This is a genomic window from Methylacidiphilum caldifontis, from assembly GCF_017310505.1.
Classification (GTDB): domain Bacteria; phylum Verrucomicrobiota; class Verrucomicrobiia; order Methylacidiphilales; family Methylacidiphilaceae; genus Methylacidiphilum; species Methylacidiphilum caldifontis.
This window is the reverse complement of record NZ_CP065957.1, coordinates 749,896-771,198: the sequence shown is the minus strand read 5'-3', so window position 1 is coordinate 771,198 and position 21,303 is coordinate 749,896. Positions and strand designations below refer to the sequence as shown.

The window sequence follows — 21,303 nt, the reverse complement described above, 5'->3', positions numbered from 1 at the left end:
GTCTTGAGGAATGAGAGATCAACATTAAAGTGAATACAGAAGATAAACAATCGATCTATATCCTTTATCGAAGCGATCTTATAAAAAGCATGGAACCGACGAAAATCAACCAGAGCAAAAGAAAAATTCGTGCTGGTTTCTTAGGAAAGATTATACAGGCAAACGCTCCTCCTATGGCTCCAAAAATTCCACCTGTAACCATTTTAACTATGATATTGGTATCGCTTAATCCTTGAAAAAGATGAATCCCACCCCCGATAAGGGATAGAATAAGTCCAAAAGTGATATCAGTACCCACCACGTCACTTGGACTCAAAGTCGTTAGACTCAACAGTAAAAGCGTACCTAAGGCTCCCGCCCCAGAAGAAGATGTCCCTACTTCAAAACCGATTAAAAAAGCAAACAGAGGCAATAGAATGGCATACTTATTGGTTGTGGGTCTGTAATCTTTGAGGGTGTGCCATAGGTTGACTAGGGAGGAGATGACCAGAGTTAGCCCGATCATAAGAAGGATTAGGGAGCGAAGCTTATCGTGCTTGTAAATATTACCCAAAAGTAGCGAACCTAAAATAACCCCGGGAATCCCCCCCGCTGAAAGATAAAATAACGTTTTTTTTTCGATATGTCCTTTAAAAAAATAGACTATGGAACTAGGAATTTTAATCAGGGCAGAAAACCCAAGGGAAATGCCAACGGCTATCGAAGGTTCAATGCCAAGCATAATGAGCACGGGAACGGTCAGCGTCCCTCCTCCCACGCCTGTTAACCCTATAAGAAAAGCAACGAAAAACCCAACGATGTAAAATTTCATTCTCTATTAATTCTATAGTGAATATTGATTATTATTTTCCCCCTCCATAGCAATTATTTTTATAAGGTTTAGTGATTAAACCCCTATATAACAGCAATTTTTAGGTTAGATCGAAAAGAGAAAGTTCTGTTCAAACTGAATTAAAAAGTAAAAAAAGAGCTTTTATTTATTAAAATTCCCTAACTCCTTGTGTAAGGCTTAAGACGTTCAGCATATTTAAATTTTAAATTCAAAAAATTTATTTTTATGGGTTCATTAGATAGAGAAAATATATCGAAAAAAAGGCTGTGTCGGGTAAGCTTTTATAAGAATCGATCTTTTTTTAGGTTGTGAAATGGTGATGAGGATTATTCTTGTGGGCGATGTGATGCTGGGACGACTTCTCAACGAAGTGTTGGAAAAAGAAGCTTTTTCTTATCCGTGGGGAGATCTTCTACCACTATTGCGGTGTTCAGATTGGAAAGGATGCAATTTGGAATGTGTTTTTACCGATCTGCCCGAACCCCAAGGTCTTCCTCCAAAAACTTTCCGGTTCAGGTCGCAACTAAAGAACATTGAAGTGCTAAAAGAGGCTGGCATAAGAATGGTATCTTTAGCGAATAACCATGTCCTTGATTATGGAACAGAAGCTTTGGCTGAAATGCTGGACAGCCTTGATGCGGCAGGAATACTCCATAGCGGGGCTGGAATGAATTTAGCTGAATGCAGCCGACCGGCCATAGATGATGTTCATGGATTTAGGATTGGTTTCCTGGCCTTTACCGATAATGAACCTTCCTGGGAAGCTACTGAAAGAGCAGGAGGTATCCATTATGTACCAGTCGTGTTGGATGATCCCAGGGCACAGAGGCTTTTTAAACTGGTCAAAAAAACGAAATCGAAGGTAGATTTTCTCATTGTTTCGGCTCATTGGGGTTCGAACTGGGGATTTGAAGTCCCTTTAGAGCATATAGATTTTGCTCACCGATTGATAGATAGCGGGGCAGACTTGGTATTTGGTCATTCTCCACATGTTTTTCGAGCTGTTGAAGTTTTTCATGGAGGGATGATTCTCTATTCATGTGGTGATTTTATCGATGATTATGCAGTAGATCCCTACTTCCGAAATGACTGGAGTTTTGTATTTCTGATAAGAATAGAAAGAAAAAAGGTATTATCACTTTGGCTTTACCCCGTACGGATAGATAATTTTAGAGCGCAAAGGGCTAAAGGTAGGGAAGCTAAGCAAATCATTGAAAGAATGATTTCTTTATGTAGCGTTTTGGGAACGGAGGTTCATTGGGAAAAGGAAAAGGACTATTGCTTGATAAAAGTGTAAAGATTGATCCCTTCCATCAGGCCTGTTCGAACCTTTCCAAACAGGTTGAAAGCTCAAGCTCTGCTTCAACTTGGCCGGTTTATCCGCCATCTTGTGACGACGGCCACAGTGTCTTCTTCACTATAGGATTTACTCCCGGTGGAACTTGCCCTAAGCCCTTTAGGCATCAAGATATGGGTTTTGGCATCAAACTCACTCTTTGAGTTCTTTAGTTTTTTCCTTCCAGTCGTTATCAGAAAGAAACGAAGAAACGTTTCAAAGCAAAAATATTTCTTTCATAAAAAAGATTAAAACTTTATTCAGCTTGCCTAGAAAAACAAAAATTCATATTTTATTTTCAATTAATATTTATATTTAGTGCTTTAGAATATCTCATCTTGTTAAACCCATTGGAAAAGAAATACGACTTTAAAGTAATTTTGCTTTTTTCCCTTATTCTCTTTGGGTTATCATTTATCCCCCTTAGGGCTGATAACTCCCAAAGTAGCAGATCTCGATTCGAAAATTCCAATGATTCCAGCGATTATCAATGGACAAGACATAGGAGAAGAGAAAATCGCAAAGTGTATATCCAAGTTGAAATTTATCCAGATGGAGGGATAAAATCAGCCAAGATTTACAAATCTTCGGGATATCCAGATCTTGATGAAACCGCCTTGTTTTCGGCAAAACAGTGGAAATTTTCTTCCAAGAAAGCCGGTGATCAATCGATAAGAAAGAAGATCATTTGCGTTCGGTTCGCTTCTTCAATGAATCCAAGATCCTCTTCTGACCATCATGCTGTACCCAAAAAAACATGGGTATCTTACATTTTAGCTGATGTGTCCCATACAGGCCATGTCAAATCTGTACGTCTTTATAAATCCTCCGGGGATCAAGGGCTTGACTCCATGGCTTTAAATGCTGTAAGAAGGTGGAAGCTCCATCCCGCAAGGAAAGGGAACACCCCGATAGCCTCGCAAGTGATCATTCCTGTTCAGTTCCACATCAAACATTACCCAAAAAAACAGCTTTCTCTTTCGGTCCAAGGTCAGCAATAAAAAGGGAATTTAACGAAGGGATATTCTTAAAAGACTATTTTTAAGGGTATGACTGAACTATCCAATCGATTGTCTTTTTTACCCATTTCTCTAGGGCGATAACAGCCAACTCAAGGTGTTCAAGATCGGAGTCTTCTTTTGGATTATGGGATATTCCCCCTTTACTCTGGACAAACATCATAGCTGAAGGTATACCCGCTTTGGCCATTTCAGTCCCATCATGGAGTGGTCCAGATCCCATTGTATGGACTTGAGGCACTACTTCGAGTATGGACTGCTTACAGAGTTCTACCAGTTGTGGATGAAACAAAACAGGATCAATCTGCATAAGGTTCTCACAGTCCAACGATAATCCTTCTTCTTGAACGATCCTTTGCGCCTCGGCAAATGTTTCGTTCCACATCTTTTCAAGGTTCGTTTTGTTTAAATTACGCAGATCGATAGTCAACCGACAGATACCGGGAATCGCGGTTACCACTCCCGGTTCGATCTCGCAACATCCTGCCGTGGCTACTCCTTTGTATCTATAGGCTACACTGCGCAGGAACAGGATCAGTCGAGAAGCACCTACCAAGGCATCTTTCCTAAGATCCATCGGAGTAGAACCACAGTGATTTGAAATTCCATTAAAAATCAACCGCTGCCTTATAACCCCCGCGGTGCCTATGACAGCTCCAAGAGGTAAGGATAAATTTTCGAGCACAGGCCCCTGTTCGATGTGCACTTCCAGATAGGCTGCTGCGTTAATCTTTTGCTTTGAGGCTTCAGTAACTTTTTCTGGATCGAGCCCATAATCACTTAGGACATCGCAAAGAAAAATCCCAGAGCTATCTTTTAAAGAAAATATCTCTTCTTTTTTCAGACTTCCCGACACAGCACTGGATCCTAGAAGACTTCTTCCAAATCGGCTTCCTTCCTCATCAGCCCAATCCACCAAGCAGAGGGTTAGAGGAGGAATGCTCTTCCCGAAGGTTCTTAGCACTTCTAAGCCTGCAAGCAGATCAAAGGTTCCATCAAGCCATCCTCCTGCTGGAACCGAATCAAGATGCCCTCCGATCCAAAGTTCTTTTGGGCTTTTACCCTTGATTTTAACCCATAGATTACCCGCCTCATCCATTCGAATATGACAGGGAAGATCCCGAAGTTGGTTGAGAAACCAATCTCTTGCTTTTTGCCAAGTTGGGCTAAAAGCGACTCTCTGGGCTCCTTTGTTGTTTTCGGTTAAGGCTCTGAGTTCCCGGAGTGCGGATATTGTTCTTTTAGGATCGAGTTGCATCATGGTGTAGGGCAGTTGAGTATCGAAGGGGGAGATCGAAAAAGGAACTGGCCGTTAGCTTTTTTAACATAAAATTGGCCGTTGTTATAAATAATTTGACCGCGGAGCATCACCATTTCTGGTCCGCCTTCGATGTAAAAACCTTCGTAGAGATTGTAGTCTAAGCGAATATGGTGGGAATGGACTGACAAAGTTTTCTTGATTTGGGGATCCCATATGACAACATCGGCGTCGTAACCAACAGCGATTTTTCCTTTTATACCATCCAAGCCAAAAATCCTTGCTGGAAGTTCAGAGTTTAAGAGTACAAACCGCTCGAGGGGCAACTTTCTTTTCATGCAGCCATAATAAAAAAGGAGGATCATCCGTTCTTCTATCCCTGGGACACCACTTGGAATTTTAGAAAAATCTTTTAACCCTCGTGTTTTTTGACCTATGAAATGAAATGAACAATGGTCAGAGGACACCACATCAATTGTTCCCGAAAAAAGGCCGTCCCAGAGTGCATTCCGATCTTCTTCTTTTCTTAAAGGAGGAGAACAGATCCATTTAGCCCCTTCAAAATCTTCGAGCCCGGCAGATTTTCCCTTTCTTTGAAGATCTTTTTCGGTGAAAAAAAGGTATTGAGGACAGGTCTCTGTCCAGAGAAAAGTGCCTGAGCGCTTTGCCCGGATAACTTCTTCTAGCCCCTGCTTAGAACTGAGATGAACAATATAAAGGGGAGCTCTGAGGACAGAGGCAACGGTTGCAGCGAAATGGATAGACTGAGCTTCAAATTCCGGGGGCCTAGTTTTAGCATGAAAGAGTGGCGAGATCCATTGATGAGCCATTGCTTTTCTAACCAGGTAATCAATGAGGGTTCCATTTTCGGCATGAACCATTGTTACAATTCCTAGTTCCTTTGCCTTTTCAACGGTTTTATAAAAAAGTTCGTCATTAATTTGCAGTTTGTCCTTATAGGCCAAAAAGCATTTTATGCTGCTTATGCCCATTTCAATAAGCTGCGGGAGTTCTTGCAGATGACTCTCATCTTGGATTACCGCATGAAACCCATAGTCGATTAAAGCATCACCATGAGCCTTATTGATCCAGTAGGACAAAGCCTCGATTAGGCTTTGCCCTCTTTCGGGAAAACAGAAATTAAGGTGAGTCGTTGTTCCCCCTGCAATGGCTCCAAGATGACCTGAAGTAAAATCGTCAGCGGTTTGCATCCCTCCAAAAAAAGTATCCAGATGGGTATGAACATCGATTCCTCCTGGAATAAGATATTTTCCTTGGGCATCGATTATTTTTTGGCCGGAAAGGTTTTTATCTAACGCTGCAATTTTGCCATTTTCTATTCCCACCTCTATTCCTTCTAGAATGCCATCTCCAGTAACAACCCTGGCATTCTTGATGACAGTTTCCATAAGAATGATCCCTCTTTGTTTTATCTTAGAAAAGACTTGCAGCTAAAGCTGTTGGACTGGTTTCATTGCCTGCGGTCTTTTTTTCGATCGGATTGGCCATGATCAACTCTATACAGGAATCAGCAGGGCAAACGTGGTAACATAAGGCACAACCAACACAATCCTGTTCCTTGACTTGAGGAAAATGCCTATTTTTCTCTTTCAAATGGGCTTGCCCAGAAGCAAGAGCGTCATTTTCATCCAACTCGATGCATTGATGAGCACTATTATCGCAAACGACATAACAGAGATTGCAACCGATGCATTTCTGCGTATTGATTCGGGCAACTGTTCTAAAAGTAGTGTCAAGTTCTGAAAAAGGGACAACTTTACAAAGAGATTTTCCCCTGAATTCAGAAAGAGTACTAAAATCTTTGGATCTCATCCAATTTTTAAGTCCAGAAAGCAGCTCCTCTATAATTCTAAACCCCTTTAGCATGACCGCTGTGCAGATTTGTAAAGAAGTTGCCCCAAGAAGTAAAAATTCGACACTATCCCTCCAATTTGATATGCCCCCCATTGCAGAAATAGGTATGCGGTTGCTTTGCACCTGTTCCATAGAAGCAACTTTTGCAGTCAAATTAAGGGCAATAGGCTTAATTGCTTCTCCCGAGTAACCTCCCTGACTACTCTTAGCTCCAATATTAGGCAAAACTTCAAAGGTATCGATGTCTACTCCCATTAGGGATTCAACGGTGTTAATCAAACTTAAGGCTGATGCTCCACCCAAGAGCGCAGCCTGTGCTGTACGCCTGATATCCGTGACGTTGGGGGTGAGTTTGACAATAAGGGGTAAAGAGCTTACCCTTCTTACCCAGGAAGTAACTTCTGCACAAAGAGCTGGATCTTGACCAATTTTGCTGCCTGTTCCTCTTTCAGGCATTCCATGGGGACAGCCGAAGTTAAGTTCAATACCATCGGCTCCAGTATCTTCCACTTTCAGGGCGAGCTCTTCCCATTTTTTGCGATCATATTCTTCCATGATAGATACGATTAGAGCCCGTCTTGGCCATAGTTTTTTGATTTCTTGAATTTCTTTAAGATTGATTGAAAGGGGCCGATCTGAAATCAGTTCAAGATTATGCATGCCCAGGATTTTGTTGCCTCTCTTATAGAGAGCATACCGATTGGAAACGTTAATTACTTTTGCCCCAATCGTTTTCCATACCGCTCCACCGAATCCTGCTTCAAAAGCTTCGTGGATTTGCTTAGCGCTATTGGTTGGCGGTCCAGAGGCTAGCCAAAAAGGATTGGGACTATGGATTCCTGCAAAATTAATCGAGAGGTCGATCATAACTAGACAAAAACCTTTTTTTGAAAAGATTGTGCAATATAAAATGCAGCCCTTTTCCCATCTTCTACTGCATGGACAGTGGAGAATAGGCCATGGGTGCGGATACAATCTCCACCGGCATATACCCTAGGCACAGAAGTTTCGTACTTTTCGTTGACCTTGATGAATCCCTTTTCATCCAGTTCGATATGCATTTTCTGTAACCAAAAGGGTTTTTGCTGGCCTGTAGCACGAACAACGAGATCGACGGGGAGAAAAAACTCCTTTTTTTCTTTTAATCTCCTTCTTTTGTCAAAGCAACCAGGATCATCTAATTGACTGCAGTAAACCCCAATCAGCCGGTTTTCTTCAATGACTGCAGCAGTAACAGTCGATTGAGTTTGAATATTAATGGTTTCTTTCATCAACTTTTCTATCTCTGCTGGATAAGCAGGGGATTCTTCAAGCCTTTTTCTATAAATAATAGAGACATTAGCCTTGATTATTTTTTTGGCAACAAGGGCACAATCAATAGCGCTGTTCCCTAGCCCTATAATCACTATATGCTTACAAAAAGAAAGGGAGAGAGGATTGAGTTTAGCCAGGGAAAGGAACTGGAGTGCATCTAAGAAATATTCTTCATGGGCCATTCCTAATCTTGGACTCCCACTTAACCCGGTGGCTAAAAATACGGCTTCGAACTCTTTGAGTAGCCCTTCTAGTTCGATATCCCTGCCCAGCTCTTTTTTGGTTTGAATCTCTACGCCCAGGTTTTGAATTTCTTCGACTTCTCTTAAGGCTACTTCGAGTGGTTCACGGAAGGACGGAATACAATAAGTGGAAAGACCACCAGGCAACTCTTTTTTTTCAAAAATGCAGGCTTCAATCCCTGCCTTGGCTAAAGTGGCAGCACAGCTAAGTCCTGCAGGGCCTGAACCGATGATGGCCACCTTTTGCTTCGAAGGCAGCTTGACCCTGGGTTTGAAATGATGATGGGTCAAGAACGAATCGATGGCAAAGCGTTGGAGCTTTCCAATTGAAACAGGTCTTTGTTCCAACTGATTAAGAACACAGGCCTTCTCGCAAAGTTCTTCTACAGGGCAGACCCTTCCGCAAGTTCCGCCAAGAATATTGTCTTTCAAAATCACCGCAGCTGCCCCTCTCATATCTTCTGTTTCAATCCTCTTGATAAACTTGGGGATTTCAATACCCGTAGGGCAGCTTAAAACGCAAGGTGGATGCCAACAGTAAAGACAGCGACTGGCTTCAGATATTGCTTGGGCAAGGGAAAGACAGGAAACAGATTCTTGGATTATTTCCATTTTTGTTTTAGAGTTTTTGTAAAAATTTTTGCATCGGTTAACTCGTTGACCGCTCAGGAAAGAAAAACCCGTTTATTTTTGACTGTCTTGGGATTGCAATGTGTCGATAAAATAACGATAAAACCTTAATCTATCAATCTTTTTGATGATTTGTAGCTTTTTTTCTTTCCAATCTGGTTCTAACCCAGGCTGCCAGCTGATCGTGTTACCATAGCTTGCACTATGGGATATATCCACATCCACAAACAGTGCTGTTTTTTTAACTATTAAAGAGGGATTTGTCCAGCAAGCTACAGCGATTTCATCCCACATGGGTTGATTCTTCCAGGCATATTTTTTTATATATTGGCTGATATTAGATTTTTGTTTATCGAATGCCTCGATCAGTTCTTCGTTCATCACGGTGTCAAGGCCAATATCCACCGGATAGCCTTCGATCTCATTCCAAGGACTTGTTAAAACGATGTGAGCAGCTTCGGGATCCCAAAAGAAATTGAATTCGAAACGGGGATTTTCGGCCCATTCAGGATCGCTCGTTACAGGGTTAAAACTTCCTCCCATAAAAACGAGTTTTTTTATGAGTTTTGGAAATTCGGGATAAAGTCTACAAGCCAAAGCGATGTCGGTCATCGGCCCTAGAGCAACAAGGGTTATTTCAGATGGGTGATTCTTTGCTGACTGGATGAGAAAATCGACGGCGTTGGCTTGAGTTTTTTTGACCGATGGCATGCCTTCTATGGGAGCCGGAGGTTGAAATGGGTCTTCATAATAGAAAAGTGGCGGATGGCTATTCCGACCATTATATTGGCTGTTCCATGCGCCCTTATAGAAAAGTTTTCCGAAGAGTTTTTCTCTTAATAATGTTTCTTTCTTTGAATTAACAAGAGGGTAAACAGCTCCGGGGATAACTGGAACGGAGGGTTTGGCTGCAATCTCCAGAAGCCTTAGGGTATGTAAAAGACCCTCATCTCTCCAGCAATCCCCGCTTGTGATAATTATACCTAGAATTTCGATTTGAGGGATTTCTAAGGCTAATAACAACGATTGCATATCTGTCCCACCAGGGCCAGCTCCATCTTGATCAATGATCACAAGTTCTTTGCCTTCCATAAATTGAGATAAAAAAATCAGGATTAATAAAGTACAAAGAAAAGGTTTTATCCGCTTCTGAAAGGAGGAGCTAGAAATTTGTTTCTGCATAAGCTTATGAGTAGTTTTTAGAAAAACTAAGAGTTACATTGTACTGAAATGATAATCAAAACGATCGGGCATGGTACAAAATCCATAGAAGAATTTATTGGTGAGTTGAAAACTGCAGGAATTAATTTTTTGTATGACGTCCGGTCCGTTCCGCGGTCATTGCATAATCCCCAATTTAATAAGGAAAATTTGAAAGTTGCTCTTGAAAAAGAGGCCATCGGTTATAGTCATTTAGCTGAGGCTGGGGGATTTAGGCATCCTAAGAAAGATTCGGTTAATGAAGGATGGCAAAATGACAGTTTCAGGGGATTTGCCGATTATATGGCCACGGAAAGTTTTGCAAGGGCTATCAAATGTATCATTGAGAAAGCAAAGGAAAAAAATGTAGCCATCATGTGCGCTGAAACTCTGCCCTGGCGATGCCACCGCTTTTTAATCTCCGATGCCCTCACTGTGCAAGCCATTAGTGTTTTCCACATCTTCCCAATGGGAAAAGAAAAAAAACATGAGCTTACTCCTTGGTGTAAGCTTGTAGATGGAGTCATTATCTATCCCAAGCGAGAGGAAGCAAAAAGATCATAAGTTGGTCTTCTTCGCTAAATTTTTTTTAGATTGCCCTCCTCTTTTCATGACTTATTTGTTGGATTTTGATAAAAACAAAAGTAGTTTTTACAATAATGGACTGTAAGCCAATATTTGTTGTGAGTTGTCTTTTCTTTTTTTCGCTGCTTGGTGTTTCTTTTGCTGCTTTAGTCAAGACTCCTAAAGGATATAGGCTAACGATACTTCCCGTTCAGGGAGGACAGGAATTGATCGAAACACAACCAGTGCCTAGAGGCAAAGTAACTGTGGGAGAACTCAAAGAGGTGGTGTATGGTCCGCCTAAAAAGGAAAAGAAATCCTTGAAATCAAAAAGGCATTCTGCACAATCCAAAAAGTAAATTTGCCTCTTATGGCGAGGGATGAGTTCTTCTTGCAATGATTGCCTGAATCTTTTGTTCAGCTTCAGCTTTTTTTTGAATGTTATTCATGATGCCGTAAAGCTTCGCTAGGTTATACCACGCTTCAAGATAATCGGCTTTGAGTTGTGTCGCCCTCTGCATGGACTCTATCGCTTTATCATAGGCTTTTATCTCTCCGTATGCGGTTCCCAGGTTGCACCAGGAATCAGCTAGATCAGGTTTTAGCCTTGTAGCTTTCTTCAAGGCTTCGATAGCCTCTGCGTAGTATCCACGCATAATGTAGCATGCACCGAGGTTTGACCATGCTCTAGCAAAATCTGGATATTCTTTCAAAGCTTTCTCTAAAGCTTCAGTGGCTTTGGAATAGTCTTTTAGATAGGCATAAGCGCTACCAAGATTACACCAAGCCTTGGGAAAATCTTCTTTAAGTCTTACCGCTTCCTTGTATTCTTTAATGGCCTTGCGATAATGGCCAAGGTTTTCATAAGAGAGGCCTAGAAAAAAATGTGCAGCTGCTTCTTGAGGAAAGCTTTGGATCCATTTTTTTGAAAGCCTGTTTAACTCCTCCCAATGTTGGTCCTTTTCCAAAATCAGGGCTTTTTCGAAAAACGCTTTTTTTTGTTCTGTAATCGAAAGTTTCTTGTAAAAAGGATCAGTTTTTTTAAGCTGACTTGGTCTGATTGAAGGAGATAAAGAAAATTCTTCTTTGCCTGCTGGTTGATTAAGAGCCGACTTCTCCACTTCACCTTCCTTAGAGAGCGCAAAAGCTCTTGTAAAAAGAGAGAAAAACAAAACAAAACGGGTGAAAAAAATAAAGGGGTTAAAAGGGCTTTTCATAAGAGTATTTAATGAAAAAAGAAATCTGATCAGTTGGTTCTGTTGTTTTCTTTATATGTTGAGGGAATGCGAGCAACAATTTCTCGGCATACTTCGTCTTCTGCCCTTTTAAAGGTTACATCCCTGATTAGAAGGGCGGTAGTAACAGAGGAAACCGCAATATCTAGAGGATCTAAGGCGGGAGCAAAAGAGGACTCTGTGCGACTGCCTGAAACTTCAACAAGACTTTTTGAAGATTTAGTTGAAACCAGTTTGACCTCGATACCTACTCTACAGGCTGAATACATTAAAGCATATATCGACATCATCGACGAAACCCGGCCATACACCACGCAATCGACACCCAGCCAATCTCCTAGAGTGGTGGGATCCGTTTTTAGCATGTCCGAAGCCTTCTTCCATCCATGAGCTTTTAGAATGTTATCCGTAAGGTCCAGGCTTTGAATTTCCCAATCCCTTTGAGCAAGGTAACAGGCTATACCTCGACGTAACCTGTTGGCAATGGTCCAACGCATTTGTGCTCTTCTTTCTTTTGATCTCAATGAAAGGGGAATTCCATTAATAACAAATTTCCCTTTGGTTGCATCATCAATAAAAGGAAGAATAGCGAACTTCATAGGTTGTTCAATCATCAAGAAAGCCGATGTGCTGCATTTAAAATGTGAAGGATCGACATCTAGAAGATAATCCACTTTTTTTTTCTTGCTATGTTCAATGAAATGTTGTTCAGGGAGAAAGAATCTTTGAAGCTCAGATTTTTTTTCGGTAACCGCCCAAGCCTTTGGAGGTTCAGTATAGCAACTCTCGGGGGGGTTGTCTTGAGCCTGCTCATCGGTTTTAACCAAGGATTCATTTTCTCTTAAGGCTAACGGTTTGGGAAAAGAGTTTTCTTTTTCAGGAAGTACAGGATAGGCTTTTCTGGGTGATAGGGGAATCCTTAAAGCCAGTTCCCTGCAAGCTTCATCTTCAGCCCTTCTTAAATTAATATCTCTTAAAGTTGAGAGGGTCAAAACCGAGGATACAGCAATATCAACGGGATCAAACCGTGGGTTAATATCCAAATAATTTCGGTTGACACTGCCACTCAAGAGCACTTTTCCTGTTTTTGAAGAAACGATTTTTATGGACATTTTAATACGAATCCCGCTGCCCATAACAAGATAAAACCTCTGGTAGGGATAGATCTCTCCATAGACAAGGCAGTCCGCCCCCAACCATTGACCAAGGATTTCAGGCTTCAAAGCTTTAAGGGCGGAGTCGGTCCCAATTTTTTTTCTTAAAAGAATACTATCAATAGTGGATAAAGGAATGACATCAAATTCTCTTGCAGAAAGAAAGCCATGAAAGACTCTTCTAGCCCTTTGGGCAATAGTCCATTTCCAGCTTTCAAGAAGATCTTCTTTTCGAGGGTCAATTTTTAACCCATTAATCGAGAACTTTGCGCTTCCCTTAAGTGAAAAAGGTAAAACGGCAATTTTTTGGGGAACATTTTGTTCGTAATCATCAGCAGTTTGAACTATGCACGAACCTGGATCGGCTTCAATCAGATAATCATACCAATGTTTTTTACCATGACTACTTTGTCCTATTTCTTCGAGAAAAAGGGGCTGATCATCTTCTTCAATCGATATAGGGTCGCTTGCGGCTGATGCTGTAGATCTTGTGGCCGAAGTTAAATAAACTTCAGATGCTCTTAGAAAAAGAGGCAGTGGCGGATAAAAGAAAAAAAAGAAAGATAATAAACCAATAGAACTAGAGAGAAAGGATTGCAAAATAACGTTTCTTGGAAACATGCTCAATCAACACTCTTTTTTATACAAAGAATGGAACATAACCTAAATTGAGGCCAAGAACGAGGCTAAATTATTATTTTTCCCTGATCGGTCCAAAGGCAAAACTTTTTCTTTCCTATGAATCTTTTATGGCTGAGATTATCTTTCCTTATGCTTCATGTTTTTTTCTCTTTAATTACCCTTTTAAGCACAATCGAGCCTATTACTTTACATTCAGAGAACATCAAAAACGATATTCTTGCTGAAGATCGCAAAGCTATCCTTTCCATGGCAGGTAACTGGAAAGTTGTTTACCGGTTTAACGAAATATTCTCTTTATATCCTGCCTATTCCCTTTATCCATCCTACACAGTTAAAGGATACGAAAAAGTCATTGTTCTAGAAGACAAAGACCGACACATCAGCCTTCAACACCTCTTGGTTGATTCTCGGGGAATAGTGATAAAACATTGGAGAGAAGATTGGGATTACGAAAGGGCTACATTTTGGAGTTATACAGCTGATAACTGCTGGAGATCGGTTGTTCTTGAACCGGCTGAAGTAAAAGGCTGTTGGGTTCAGACGGTCTGGAATGTGGATGATGCCCCTCGGTATGCCAGTTATGGGAAATGGACTCATGAGGGAGGGTATTCAGAATGGATTTCCCATAAGCTTTGGAGACCTCTTCCTCGAAGGGAAACAACAAGGCGTTCCGATTATAACGTCATGGAGTCGGTCATGCACCAAATCGTTTTGCAGCAAGGATGGATACTGCAGGAGGATAATGAAAAATGGGTCTATGATCATTCAAAAGAGCATGCTTTGGCCAGAGAGTTAGGGGTTATTATTTACCAGAAAGAGAATAAGCTGGATTTCAGCCCAGCCGTTCGATACATGCAAAAAACAGGTCCTTTTTGGGAAGCCGTACGTGCCGTATGGAATAACATCTTTGTGGAATGCCAGGAAGTAAAGTACAAGGGTAAAGGGGATGCAAGAAAACTAGCTGAAAAATTAACCGAAGAAGCAACAAAATTTGATACGATGACAAAATCTGGAGAAGATCTCAAGGCTTCTATCTTATCATGGATTAAAGAGTACTGCATCTTAACTCCGGCAAAAAATGGAAAAGCTCTTTCCTTTAATCCCCATTTTAATGGAGAAGAATAAAGAATTAGAATAGTTTAAAAAAGGAGCCCGCTTGATGCAAAGGCATTTAATTTGGGAAAAGATAGAGGAAGCCAAGGAAAGCAAAAAACTTTCCTGGGAAGAGATCGCCCGTCAAACTGGCATATCTGCTGTATTTCTGGTCGCTGTTTGTATGGGAAAGGCTACAGCGGAAAAAGAACAGGCAGATCGGATCTGTGCTCTTCTTGGGTTGGGACCGGAGATTTCCGTTCAATTGCAAAAATGCGTGGATAGAAGCTGGGATAAACAAGTTCCCAATGATCCAGTTCTTTACCGATTTTACGAAGCATTTGGAGTTTATGGAGAAGCCGTTCGTGAACTTATCTGGGAAAAGTTTGGAGATGGAATCATGAGTGCCGTGGACATGGTCATTAGTCTGGAAAGGGTAGATACAGCTTCAGGACCACGGGTAAGAATCGTCATGGACGGAAAATTTCTTCCCTATAGGAAAGGATAGAAAACATTAAAAAGGGTTGATTACTGTTCTAATTTTTGAAGCTTGAAAGAGTGAGTCAATCCCTCATCACTTTTATGAACTCAGCTTATGGGCAGAGAGAGATATTCTGGCGAACAGCTCCAAGACCGATCGGTTTATCTCTGTTTTAAACAACCACCTGCATAAGTGTTAGCTTGGCTTCGCCGAAATCCTTACCGCAAATTGTTAGCAAAACTCTTTAGCCTTGCATCGATGATAATATTCTAAGGTCGGGGAGCGGTCGAGAATAATGGATTGAACTTTTTAAAATTAAATAAAGGCAATAGAAGGCCATTTCTCATTCCATGGACAGACCTTTTCGAAAGCATAGGAGGCTTTGAGAGTAGTAAGATCATCAAGATGTTTACCTGCAATCTGCAGGCCTACGGGCAGTCCCTTAGAGGTCCATCCTGCAGGAACAGCAGCGGCGGGTTGCCCGGTCATGTTCATGATGTAAGTAAAAGGAATCCATCCAACGTGAGGATTGACAGGATGACCCGCTATGAAATCGGGTCCCTGGAAATAGAGCTCAAAGGGAGCAATAGCAGTAACAGGACTCAAAAAAAGGTCGTACTTTTCCATGAGTTTGCTCATTTTGTATATGATTTCCCTTCTGCGTTTTAAAGCTAAAGAAAAATCTTCTGGTTTCAAATTTCGTTCTACAAAATCGCTGATATGAGGGCTAACTTTCTTCCGGTTTTCTGACATCGCTTTGCGAAAGGCAATTAAGTCTGCTCCAAAATAAACCAAAGTCAAAAAGGCTTCAGAGGGATCAGGCCATCCCGGATCAACTTCCTCAATTTTGCATCCCAAGTCCGATTCAAATAGTTCTATCGCTTTGGAGATGATCTGCTTGAGTTCTGGATCGACTCTTGCATACCCAAGATCTAAACTATAGGCGATCTTTAGGCCTTTTATATCTTCTTTCAAGCAGTTTTCCCATCCAAATTCAGCTGGTGGAAGTGAATAAGGGTCAGAAGGATCGGGACCAGCAAGAACAGATAAAAAAATAACTGCATCTTCGACGGTTCGGCAAAGTGGACCAGCATGAGAAAAAAGTTCCCAGTTTTCAAAATCTCTTCCACGACCTATAGGCCAAGGAATCCTTCCCCGTGAGGGTTTGTAGCCAAAAATTCCACAAAAAGAAGCGGGGATCCGGATTGAGCCCCCTCCATCACTTCCCAGGGAAAGGGGACAAAGGCCAGCAGCAACAGCTGCCGCTGAACCAGAGCTTGATCCTCCAGCGGTTAACGAGAGGTTCCAAGGGTTTTTTGTTGCTGGAAACAGGGGGTTGTGGCTTACTGCACTAAAACCGAACTCAGGCATGTTTGTTTTTCCTAGGATAAGAGCCTTGGCTTCCTTAAGCCTTTTGATAAGCAGATGGTCTTCTTTGGCAATATAATCCTTGAAAAGCAGGGATCCATGGGTTGAGGGCAAAGAAACGATGTCATAATGCTCTTTAATGGCTATAGGAACACCGCATAAGGGAGAAAGAACAGAACCCTCGAGTATTTCTTTTTCGAGTGCTTTAGCCTTTTCTTTAGCCGACTCGACAGAGAGATAAGTAAAAGCATGCAGGTAAGGATCGATCTTTTCTATCCTTTCGGCATAAAGATTAACCAGTTCAACAGGGGAAATTTCCCTGTTTCTGATTAAATGGCTAAGTTCGGTTGCACTTTTTTTCCAAAGTTCTTTCAAGGGATTATTTTAAACAATTTAAACATTTATCTCGAAAAGAATAAAGTGCAAAGAAACAGCCGGTGGCCTTAAAACTACAATTCCTCGAAATGGATTTTTGGCAATAGAAGAAAGAAGCAGGGGATAGCAAAGTAAAAAATCATAAAAGAGCGAAGACCGCTGAAATTAAAAAAGATAAAGCCGCAACAACCCTGTTGAAAAAAACTCCCTTTTGTTGCACCGAATCTTCGGTTTTAAACAGAAAACCTAAAGTCCAAACAATCAATACAGACCATATTCCCCTTAGGTTATAGAGGATATTGGTTTGGGCTGCATTTGCGCTGAAAAGGATACCCAGAGCGACAATCAGGCCTTGAAAGCCCTGGATCAGACTTCCTGAAATGAGGGGGATAGGGAAAAAAGAAGGTTGTTTCCAAAAGAGAGAAAAAAAAGAGAGAAAAGGGAGAGAAAAAACAGCACAAAGGACATACAGGCGCAGAAGAAAAGGTAAGAAAGGTTCATGTGAAGCTTTCTGAATGATGAGATCAGAACAAGCAAAAAGCAAGGAACAACCAACGGCAAAAAATAGTCCTTTGTTGTTTTCTACGGAATTTAAAAGGATTTTTTTGGATGTAGGCTTGTTTAAAAGGAAAAAACCAAGAATGGAGAAGAAAATAGATAGAGCGAGTTTAGGATCAAACTTGTGGCTAGCAAAAAACCAATCTAAGAGGGCTATGAAAAGCACTTTTGTCCCCATGACCGGGGTGATGACCGAAACGTCACTACCTATCACAGAAAGAAAGAGAAGAAGTTGACCTAGGTCGCTTAATAAGGCTGCAAGGGAAGGGAGGAACCACCCCGATTTTGGAGTAATCACAAGGAAAGGAAAAGAGAATAAGCCAAAGAAGATATTGGTTATCAATGCTGCATACAGAGCTTGCAAGGGTTTGTCTGTACCCTTTTTGATAAGGAGAAAACCTAAAGGTTGAATGATGCTTGCAATAAGAGGGAGAAGTAATGCTGTCATGGGCAGGAAATGATCATTTATCAAAAATTTTATCGGTGCCTATTAATCTCATATTTGGTAATTTTCTGGCCAAGCCAATGGGTTGGAACCGGGCTGGCTGAATATGAACAGGGAAAAAAAAGGTCAATAGGGATTTAGGTGGAGATCAACTTCATTTCTCGATCTTTTGTTTAAGGGCTTTATTCATGCTTTCAAATCCTTTGTATACCCTTGGCTTTATCATTGTCCAAAGTAAAGGGGGTAGTATTCCCTGGAATTGTTCTGTGTGGACAAAAAGGGTATGACAAGGAACGGTTTCAGTGAGTTCGAGCTTGTGTATGCCTGTTAACAAAAGAGGATGAATTAAATGACAACGCCAGACAAGTAACGATTGTGGCTCGATGCTAAGAATCATCCCTTTCATGATTACAGGTAGTGAAGCAGGAGCTTGAACCAAAAGCCAAAATGATTCATGGGGACGTAGGTTTTTTATTCCAATTTTTCTTAAAAAAGGATTCCAGGCTGAATAGGAATGAAAATCTACAAGACAATTCCAGAGGTCTTCCTTTTTAGCTTCGATTTCGATAGATGTGTAAATCTCATACATATAATATTTCTATGGTTCAGGCTTAATAATTCCTTACGATGACTTTTTTGATCCTGCTTAGGGCATAATTTTTCCACTTCTCAATTTCTTCAAGATCCAAGGGATGTTTCTTTTCATAAGAAGGATCGACAAGGGGAGCTTTGGGAATAAATTTCTGAAGGACATATTTTTTAGCTCCTTTGATCTGATCAACCATCCTTTTAAAATCTTCAAATGTGATATCTTCTTTTACTACGGTTGTTCGAAACTCGTACTCTATGTTAGAGTGGATAAGCAAAGCGATACTTCGGGCAATGATCTCCTTATCGATTAAAGACCTTGTCATTTCTCTATACTTTTCTAGGGGGGCTTTGAAGTCCATGGCTACATAATCGATCAGTTGTTCTCGTATTAAGCTTTCGGTTATTTCAGGATGACTTCCATTGGTGTCGAGTTTAACTAAAAACCCCATCTTTTTAATAAGCATAATAAAGGGCAGAAGATCTTGCTGTAAGGTAGGTTCTCCACCCGTTATAACCACCCCTTCGATCTTTCCTTTCCGGGATTCTAAAAAATTCAAAACCTGGTCCTCAGCCAATAGAGAACCATAGCTTTCGGGGACAACGAGCTGAGGAACATAACAGTAAGGGCAACGAAAATCGCAGCCCTGTGTGAAAATAACTGCAGCAGGTATTCCAGGAAAATCGATAAGACTGAAAGGTTCAATGCCCCCTATTTTCATTGAGGATAAAAGTCTTCCTGAGTTTAAACTCTTCTTGTTTTCCTGGGTTCCATTGATTAACAGGCCGCAGATAGCCAACTACTCTAGAGTATATTTCGCATGGCCTGCCGCACCGTGGACACTGAGCCTGTTCTCCAGAAAGATAACCATGTTCTGGACAGATGGAAAAAGTGGGGGTTAGGGTAAAATAGGGAATTTTGTAGTTTGTACAAACGGTTTGGATAAAAGGAGCGATTGCCAGCGGTTCGTCTATTTTTTGTCCAAGGAAAAAATGAAGTACGGTTCCTCCCGTATAGCGACATTGGAGTTCTTCCTGATGATCTAAGGCTACAAAAGGATCAGTAGTAAAATTAACTGGCAGTTGAGTCGAGTTCGTATAGAAAGGCTCAGCTCCTTTTTTTACCGCTTCCTCGTTGGCAACACGAATATTGGGAAACATTTTCTTGTCGATTCGAGCTAGCCGGTAGCTTGTAGCTTCGGCAGGAGTAGCTTCAAGGTTATAATAGTTTTGAGTATCCTTTTGAAAGCTAAGCAAAGTCTTTCTGAGCACATCGAGGACTTTAATCGCCAAGGCCTTTCCTTCGGGCTCAGCTATGCTTTTACCGATAAAATTTAAACAGGCTTCGTTCATGCCTATAACCCCAATGGTTGAAAAGTGGTTTGCCCAGTAGGCTCCAAATCTTTGGTAAACATTCTTTAAATAGAACTTGCTGTAGGGATAAAGGCCTTTTTCCATCCAACTTTCAATAGCTTTCCTTTTGGTTTCAAGGGCTATTTTGGCTAGTTCCGTCAGTTCCAGAAGCCTTTCAAAAAACTCCGATTCGCTTTTTGAAAGAAATCCTATTCGAGGAAGATTGAGAGTGACTACCCCGATTGAACCGGTCAAGGGGTTTGAGCCAAAAAGACTCCCACCGCGTCGTAAAAGCTGCGTCAAATCAAGCCTTAGCCGACAGCACATGCTTCGGACATCATCAACTTTTAAATCCGAATTGATAAAGTTGGCAAAGTAGGGGATTCCATATTTTGCGGTCATTTTCCAAAGCGCTGTAGTCGAATCACTCTTCCAGGGAAATTGAGGGGTTATGTTATAGGTCGGAATCGGGAATGTGAAAACCCTACCCCGAAAATCCCCTTCTAAAAAAGTCTCGCAAAATAACCGGTTCAAAACATCTATTTCTTCTTGGAACTCTCCATAGGTTTCTTTCTTGGTTTTAGCCCCGATTAAAACAGCTTCGTTTTGTAGAAAATGGGGAGGGTTTAAATCTAGGGTCAAGTTGGTGAATGGGGCTTGGAAGCCGACGCGGGTGGGAACATTTAAATTAAACAAAAATTGCTGGAGCAGTTGTCTAATTTCCTGTTCCTTCAGGTTGTCGTAACGGATAAAAGGAGCAAGTAGCGTGTCAAAATTTGAGAAAGCTTGTGCGCCGGCTGCCTCTCCCTGTAGAGTATAAAAGAAGTTTACAATTTGGTTTAGAGCGGAGCTGAAATGTTGAGGAGGCCCACTTTCCATCCTGCCTTCTACACCCCTGAATCCTTTTTCAAGCAAATCGGCTAGATCCCATCCCATGCAATAGACTCCCAATACTTGGAGATTGTGGATATGAAAATCACCTCTTTCGAAGGCTTCTTTGACTTCGGGCGGATAAATTTTCTCTAACCAATAGGTTCTTGAAATTTTCGATGAAAGATAAAAATTAAGTCCTTGAAGAGAATAGGACATGTTGCTGTTTTCTTTCACTTCCCAGTTTGACCTGGAAAGATAGCTATCCACAAGCTCTGTGACAGTTGAGTTTTCTTTCGTTGAGGATTCGTTCATAGGGGAGGGCAAGCTCATTAAATAGATTTTTGCATGATCTCCTTGAGAATGTTTTCCACTTCTTCAGCAACTTTATATAATCCCGGAGCCTTGAATAACTCAACAATTGCCCGTGGGGAAAGGGTAGCAACTACTCTGTGAGATTGATGTTCGTATACAGCAATTCTGCATGGAAGAGCGGTTGAAACTTCAGGGTTCTGTTCCAGGACTTGCTTGGCGAACCGTGGAGAACAAATTTCTAGTATAAGACATCTGTAATCTAACCGAAAACCTTTGTTTTCTAGCGTCTTTGAAATGTCATGGACCCCCATGACCCCAAAATTTTTTTCTGCGGCATTTATTTCCAGGGACTTCCTTAGTTCTTCGATCTCCTTTTTGCTTTCGAAGGTAATAAGCATAAATATCTCCTTTTTTTTATTAACATAGGCTAGCTCAATTACATTTTCCAGCGAAGAGAGGACAGGGCAAGATGGAACATGATAGTTGGATCGTTGGATAGAAAAAGATGATAAATTGATAAAAATATTTTTTGAATGGCTCAAAACCAATAAATTTAC

Annotated in this window: 20 protein-coding genes; 6 read left to right on the top strand and 14 right to left on the bottom strand. The window is 41.2% G+C overall.

Annotated features, from left to right (window positions below):
• Window positions 1-64: 64 nt before the first annotated feature.
• On the bottom strand, window positions 65-811 hold the full coding sequence (locus IT6_RS03655; protein WP_134439430.1) for a sulfite exporter TauE/SafE family protein: 747 nt from the start codon (window positions 809-811) through the stop codon (window positions 65-67).
• Window positions 812-1,151: 340 nt separating this feature from the next.
• Between IT6_RS03655 and IT6_RS03650 the strand changes: the two genes are divergently transcribed.
• Window positions 1,152-2,129, top strand: a complete 978-nt coding sequence (locus IT6_RS03650; RefSeq protein ID WP_134439453.1) for a CapA family protein — start codon at window positions 1,152-1,154, stop codon at window positions 2,127-2,129.
• 377 nt (window positions 2,130-2,506) lie between these two features.
• Window positions 2,507-3,169: an energy transducer TonB gene (locus tag IT6_RS03645; protein ID WP_242524318.1), complete on the top strand. Its 663-nt coding sequence runs from the start codon at window positions 2,507-2,509 to the stop codon at window positions 3,167-3,169.
• A gap of 40 nt (window positions 3,170-3,209) precedes the next feature.
• Here IT6_RS03645 and IT6_RS03640 read toward each other — a convergent pair whose 3' ends face one another.
• The 5 genes from IT6_RS03640 to IT6_RS03620 form a co-directional block, all read right to left on the bottom strand.
• A complete protein-coding gene (locus tag IT6_RS03640) occupies window positions 3,210-4,448 on the bottom strand; it encodes a Zn-dependent hydrolase (RefSeq protein ID WP_242524317.1) in 1,239 nt (412 codons plus the stop codon).
• Window positions 4,445-5,854: a dihydropyrimidinase gene (hydA, locus tag IT6_RS03635; protein WP_206827888.1), complete on the bottom strand. Its 1,410-nt coding sequence runs from the start codon at window positions 5,852-5,854 to the stop codon at window positions 4,445-4,447. Before hydA ends, IT6_RS03640 begins: the two co-directional genes overlap by 4 nt.
• Before the next feature lie 25 nt (window positions 5,855-5,879).
• Window positions 5,880-7,187 (bottom strand): NAD-dependent dihydropyrimidine dehydrogenase subunit PreA, encoded by a 1,308-nt coding sequence (preA, locus tag IT6_RS03630; RefSeq protein ID WP_206827886.1) that lies wholly within the window; start codon window positions 7,185-7,187, stop codon window positions 5,880-5,882.
• A gap of 2 nt (window positions 7,188-7,189) precedes the next feature.
• Window positions 7,190-8,488, bottom strand: a complete 1,299-nt coding sequence (locus tag IT6_RS03625; protein ID WP_206827884.1) for an FAD-dependent oxidoreductase — start codon at window positions 8,486-8,488, stop codon at window positions 7,190-7,192.
• 72 nt (window positions 8,489-8,560) lie between these two features.
• Window positions 8,561-9,688 carry a nucleoside hydrolase gene (locus IT6_RS03620; RefSeq protein ID WP_206827882.1) on the bottom strand — a complete coding sequence of 376 codons (1,128 nt, stop codon included), beginning with the start codon at window positions 9,686-9,688 and terminating at the stop codon, window positions 8,561-8,563.
• Between the two features lie 48 nt (window positions 9,689-9,736).
• Between IT6_RS03620 and IT6_RS03615 the strand changes: the two genes are divergently transcribed.
• Both IT6_RS03615 and IT6_RS03610 read left to right on the top strand, forming a co-directional pair.
• Window positions 9,737-10,270, top strand: a complete 534-nt coding sequence (locus IT6_RS03615) for a DUF488 domain-containing protein (protein ID WP_206827879.1) — start codon at window positions 9,737-9,739, stop codon at window positions 10,268-10,270.
• Between the two features lie 95 nt (window positions 10,271-10,365).
• Complete coding sequence (locus IT6_RS03610; RefSeq protein WP_206827877.1) at window positions 10,366-10,629, top strand: hypothetical protein; 264 nt, start codon at window positions 10,366-10,368, stop codon at window positions 10,627-10,629.
• A gap of 9 nt (window positions 10,630-10,638) precedes the next feature.
• On the opposite strand, the gene IT6_RS03605 is transcribed toward IT6_RS03610, so the two are convergent.
• Together IT6_RS03605 and IT6_RS03600 are read right to left on the bottom strand one after the other, a co-directional pair.
• Window positions 10,639-11,487 (bottom strand): tetratricopeptide repeat protein, encoded by an 849-nt coding sequence (locus IT6_RS03605; RefSeq protein ID WP_206827876.1) that lies wholly within the window; start codon window positions 11,485-11,487, stop codon window positions 10,639-10,641.
• Window positions 11,488-11,516: 29 nt separating this feature from the next.
• On the bottom strand, window positions 11,517-13,280 hold the full coding sequence (locus IT6_RS03600) for a GNA1162 family protein (RefSeq protein ID WP_206827874.1): 1,764 nt from the start codon (window positions 13,278-13,280) through the stop codon (window positions 11,517-11,519).
• Window positions 13,281-13,397: 117 nt separating this feature from the next.
• Here IT6_RS03600 and IT6_RS03595 point away from each other — a divergent pair, with 117 nt between their 5' ends.
• Both IT6_RS03595 and cynS read left to right on the top strand, forming a co-directional pair.
• Window positions 13,398-14,426 (top strand): DUF6607 family protein, encoded by a 1,029-nt coding sequence (locus tag IT6_RS03595; RefSeq protein ID WP_206827872.1) that lies wholly within the window; start codon window positions 13,398-13,400, stop codon window positions 14,424-14,426.
• 34 nt (window positions 14,427-14,460) lie between these two features.
• A complete protein-coding gene (gene cynS, locus IT6_RS03590; RefSeq protein WP_206827870.1) occupies window positions 14,461-14,901 on the top strand; it encodes a cyanase in 441 nt (146 codons plus the stop codon).
• Window positions 14,902-15,189: 288 nt separating this feature from the next.
• Here the strand turns inward: cynS and IT6_RS03585 are convergent, their stop codons facing one another.
• From IT6_RS03585 to IT6_RS03560, 6 genes are all read right to left on the bottom strand, one after another.
• On the bottom strand, window positions 15,190-16,617 hold the full coding sequence (locus tag IT6_RS03585; protein ID WP_206827869.1) for an amidase: 1,428 nt from the start codon (window positions 16,615-16,617) through the stop codon (window positions 15,190-15,192).
• Between the two features lie 139 nt (window positions 16,618-16,756).
• Window positions 16,757-17,623 (bottom strand): hypothetical protein, encoded by an 867-nt coding sequence (locus IT6_RS03580; protein ID WP_134439442.1) that lies wholly within the window; start codon window positions 17,621-17,623, stop codon window positions 16,757-16,759.
• 151 nt (window positions 17,624-17,774) lie between these two features.
• Window positions 17,775-18,209: an SRPBCC domain-containing protein gene (locus IT6_RS03575; RefSeq protein ID WP_206827867.1), complete on the bottom strand. Its 435-nt coding sequence runs from the start codon at window positions 18,207-18,209 to the stop codon at window positions 17,775-17,777.
• 22 nt (window positions 18,210-18,231) lie between these two features.
• Window positions 18,232-18,930, bottom strand: coding sequence for an anaerobic ribonucleoside-triphosphate reductase activating protein (locus IT6_RS03570; protein ID WP_206827865.1), 699 nt, complete (start codon window positions 18,928-18,930; stop codon window positions 18,232-18,234).
• Window positions 18,911-20,746, bottom strand: a complete 1,836-nt coding sequence (locus IT6_RS03565; RefSeq protein WP_206827862.1) for a ribonucleoside triphosphate reductase — start codon at window positions 20,744-20,746, stop codon at window positions 18,911-18,913. Before IT6_RS03565 ends, IT6_RS03570 begins: the two co-directional genes overlap by 20 nt.
• 17 nt (window positions 20,747-20,763) lie before the next feature.
• Window positions 20,764-21,144, bottom strand: a complete 381-nt coding sequence (locus IT6_RS03560; protein ID WP_206827860.1) for a DUF302 domain-containing protein — start codon at window positions 21,142-21,144, stop codon at window positions 20,764-20,766.
• Between the last annotated feature and the right edge of the window lie 159 nt (window positions 21,145-21,303).

Excerpts from the sequence above, each read along its gene's own strand:
- IT6_RS03605 (WP_206827876.1), bottom strand. The coding sequence starts at position 11,487 with ATGAAAAGCCCTTTTAACCCCTTTATTTTTTTCACCCGTTTTGTTTTG.
- hydA (WP_206827888.1), bottom strand. The coding sequence starts at position 5,854 with ATGGAAACTGTCATCAAGAATGCCAGGGTTGTTACTGGAGATGGCATT.
- IT6_RS03565 (WP_206827862.1), bottom strand. The coding sequence starts at position 20,746 with ATGAACGAATCCTCAACGAAAGAAAACTCAACTGTCACAGAGCTTGTG.
- IT6_RS03640 (WP_242524317.1), bottom strand. The coding sequence starts at position 4,448 with ATGATGCAACTCGATCCTAAAAGAACAATATCCGCACTCCGGGAACTC.
- IT6_RS03620 (WP_206827882.1), bottom strand. The coding sequence starts at position 9,688 with ATGCAGAAACAAATTTCTAGCTCCTCCTTTCAGAAGCGGATAAAACCT.
- IT6_RS03580 (WP_134439442.1), bottom strand. The coding sequence starts at position 17,623 with ATGACAGCATTACTTCTCCCTCTTATTGCAAGCATCATTCAACCTTTA.
- IT6_RS03625 (WP_206827884.1), bottom strand. The coding sequence starts at position 8,488 with ATGGAAATAATCCAAGAATCTGTTTCCTGTCTTTCCCTTGCCCAAGCA.
- IT6_RS03570 (WP_206827865.1), bottom strand. The coding sequence starts at position 18,930 with ATGAAAATAGGGGGCATTGAACCTTTCAGTCTTATCGATTTTCCTGGA.
- IT6_RS03655 (WP_134439430.1), bottom strand. The coding sequence starts at position 811 with ATGAAATTTTACATCGTTGGGTTTTTCGTTGCTTTTCTTATAGGGTTA.
- IT6_RS03595 (WP_206827872.1), top strand. The coding sequence starts at position 13,398 with ATGAATCTTTTATGGCTGAGATTATCTTTCCTTATGCTTCATGTTTTT.
- IT6_RS03575 (WP_206827867.1), bottom strand. The coding sequence starts at position 18,209 with ATGTATGAGATTTACACATCTATCGAAATCGAAGCTAAAAAGGAAGAC.
- IT6_RS03650 (WP_134439453.1), top strand. The coding sequence starts at position 1,152 with ATGAGGATTATTCTTGTGGGCGATGTGATGCTGGGACGACTTCTCAAC.
- preA (WP_206827886.1), bottom strand. The coding sequence starts at position 7,187 with ATGATCGACCTCTCGATTAATTTTGCAGGAATCCATAGTCCCAATCCT.
- IT6_RS03600 (WP_206827874.1), bottom strand. The coding sequence starts at position 13,280 with ATGTTTCCAAGAAACGTTATTTTGCAATCCTTTCTCTCTAGTTCTATT.
- cynS (WP_206827870.1), top strand. The coding sequence starts at position 14,461 with ATGCAAAGGCATTTAATTTGGGAAAAGATAGAGGAAGCCAAGGAAAGC.
- IT6_RS03615 (WP_206827879.1), top strand. The coding sequence starts at position 9,737 with ATGATAATCAAAACGATCGGGCATGGTACAAAATCCATAGAAGAATTT.
- IT6_RS03560 (WP_206827860.1), bottom strand. The coding sequence starts at position 21,144 with ATGCTTATTACCTTCGAAAGCAAAAAGGAGATCGAAGAACTAAGGAAG.
- IT6_RS03610 (WP_206827877.1), top strand. The coding sequence starts at position 10,366 with ATGGACTGTAAGCCAATATTTGTTGTGAGTTGTCTTTTCTTTTTTTCG.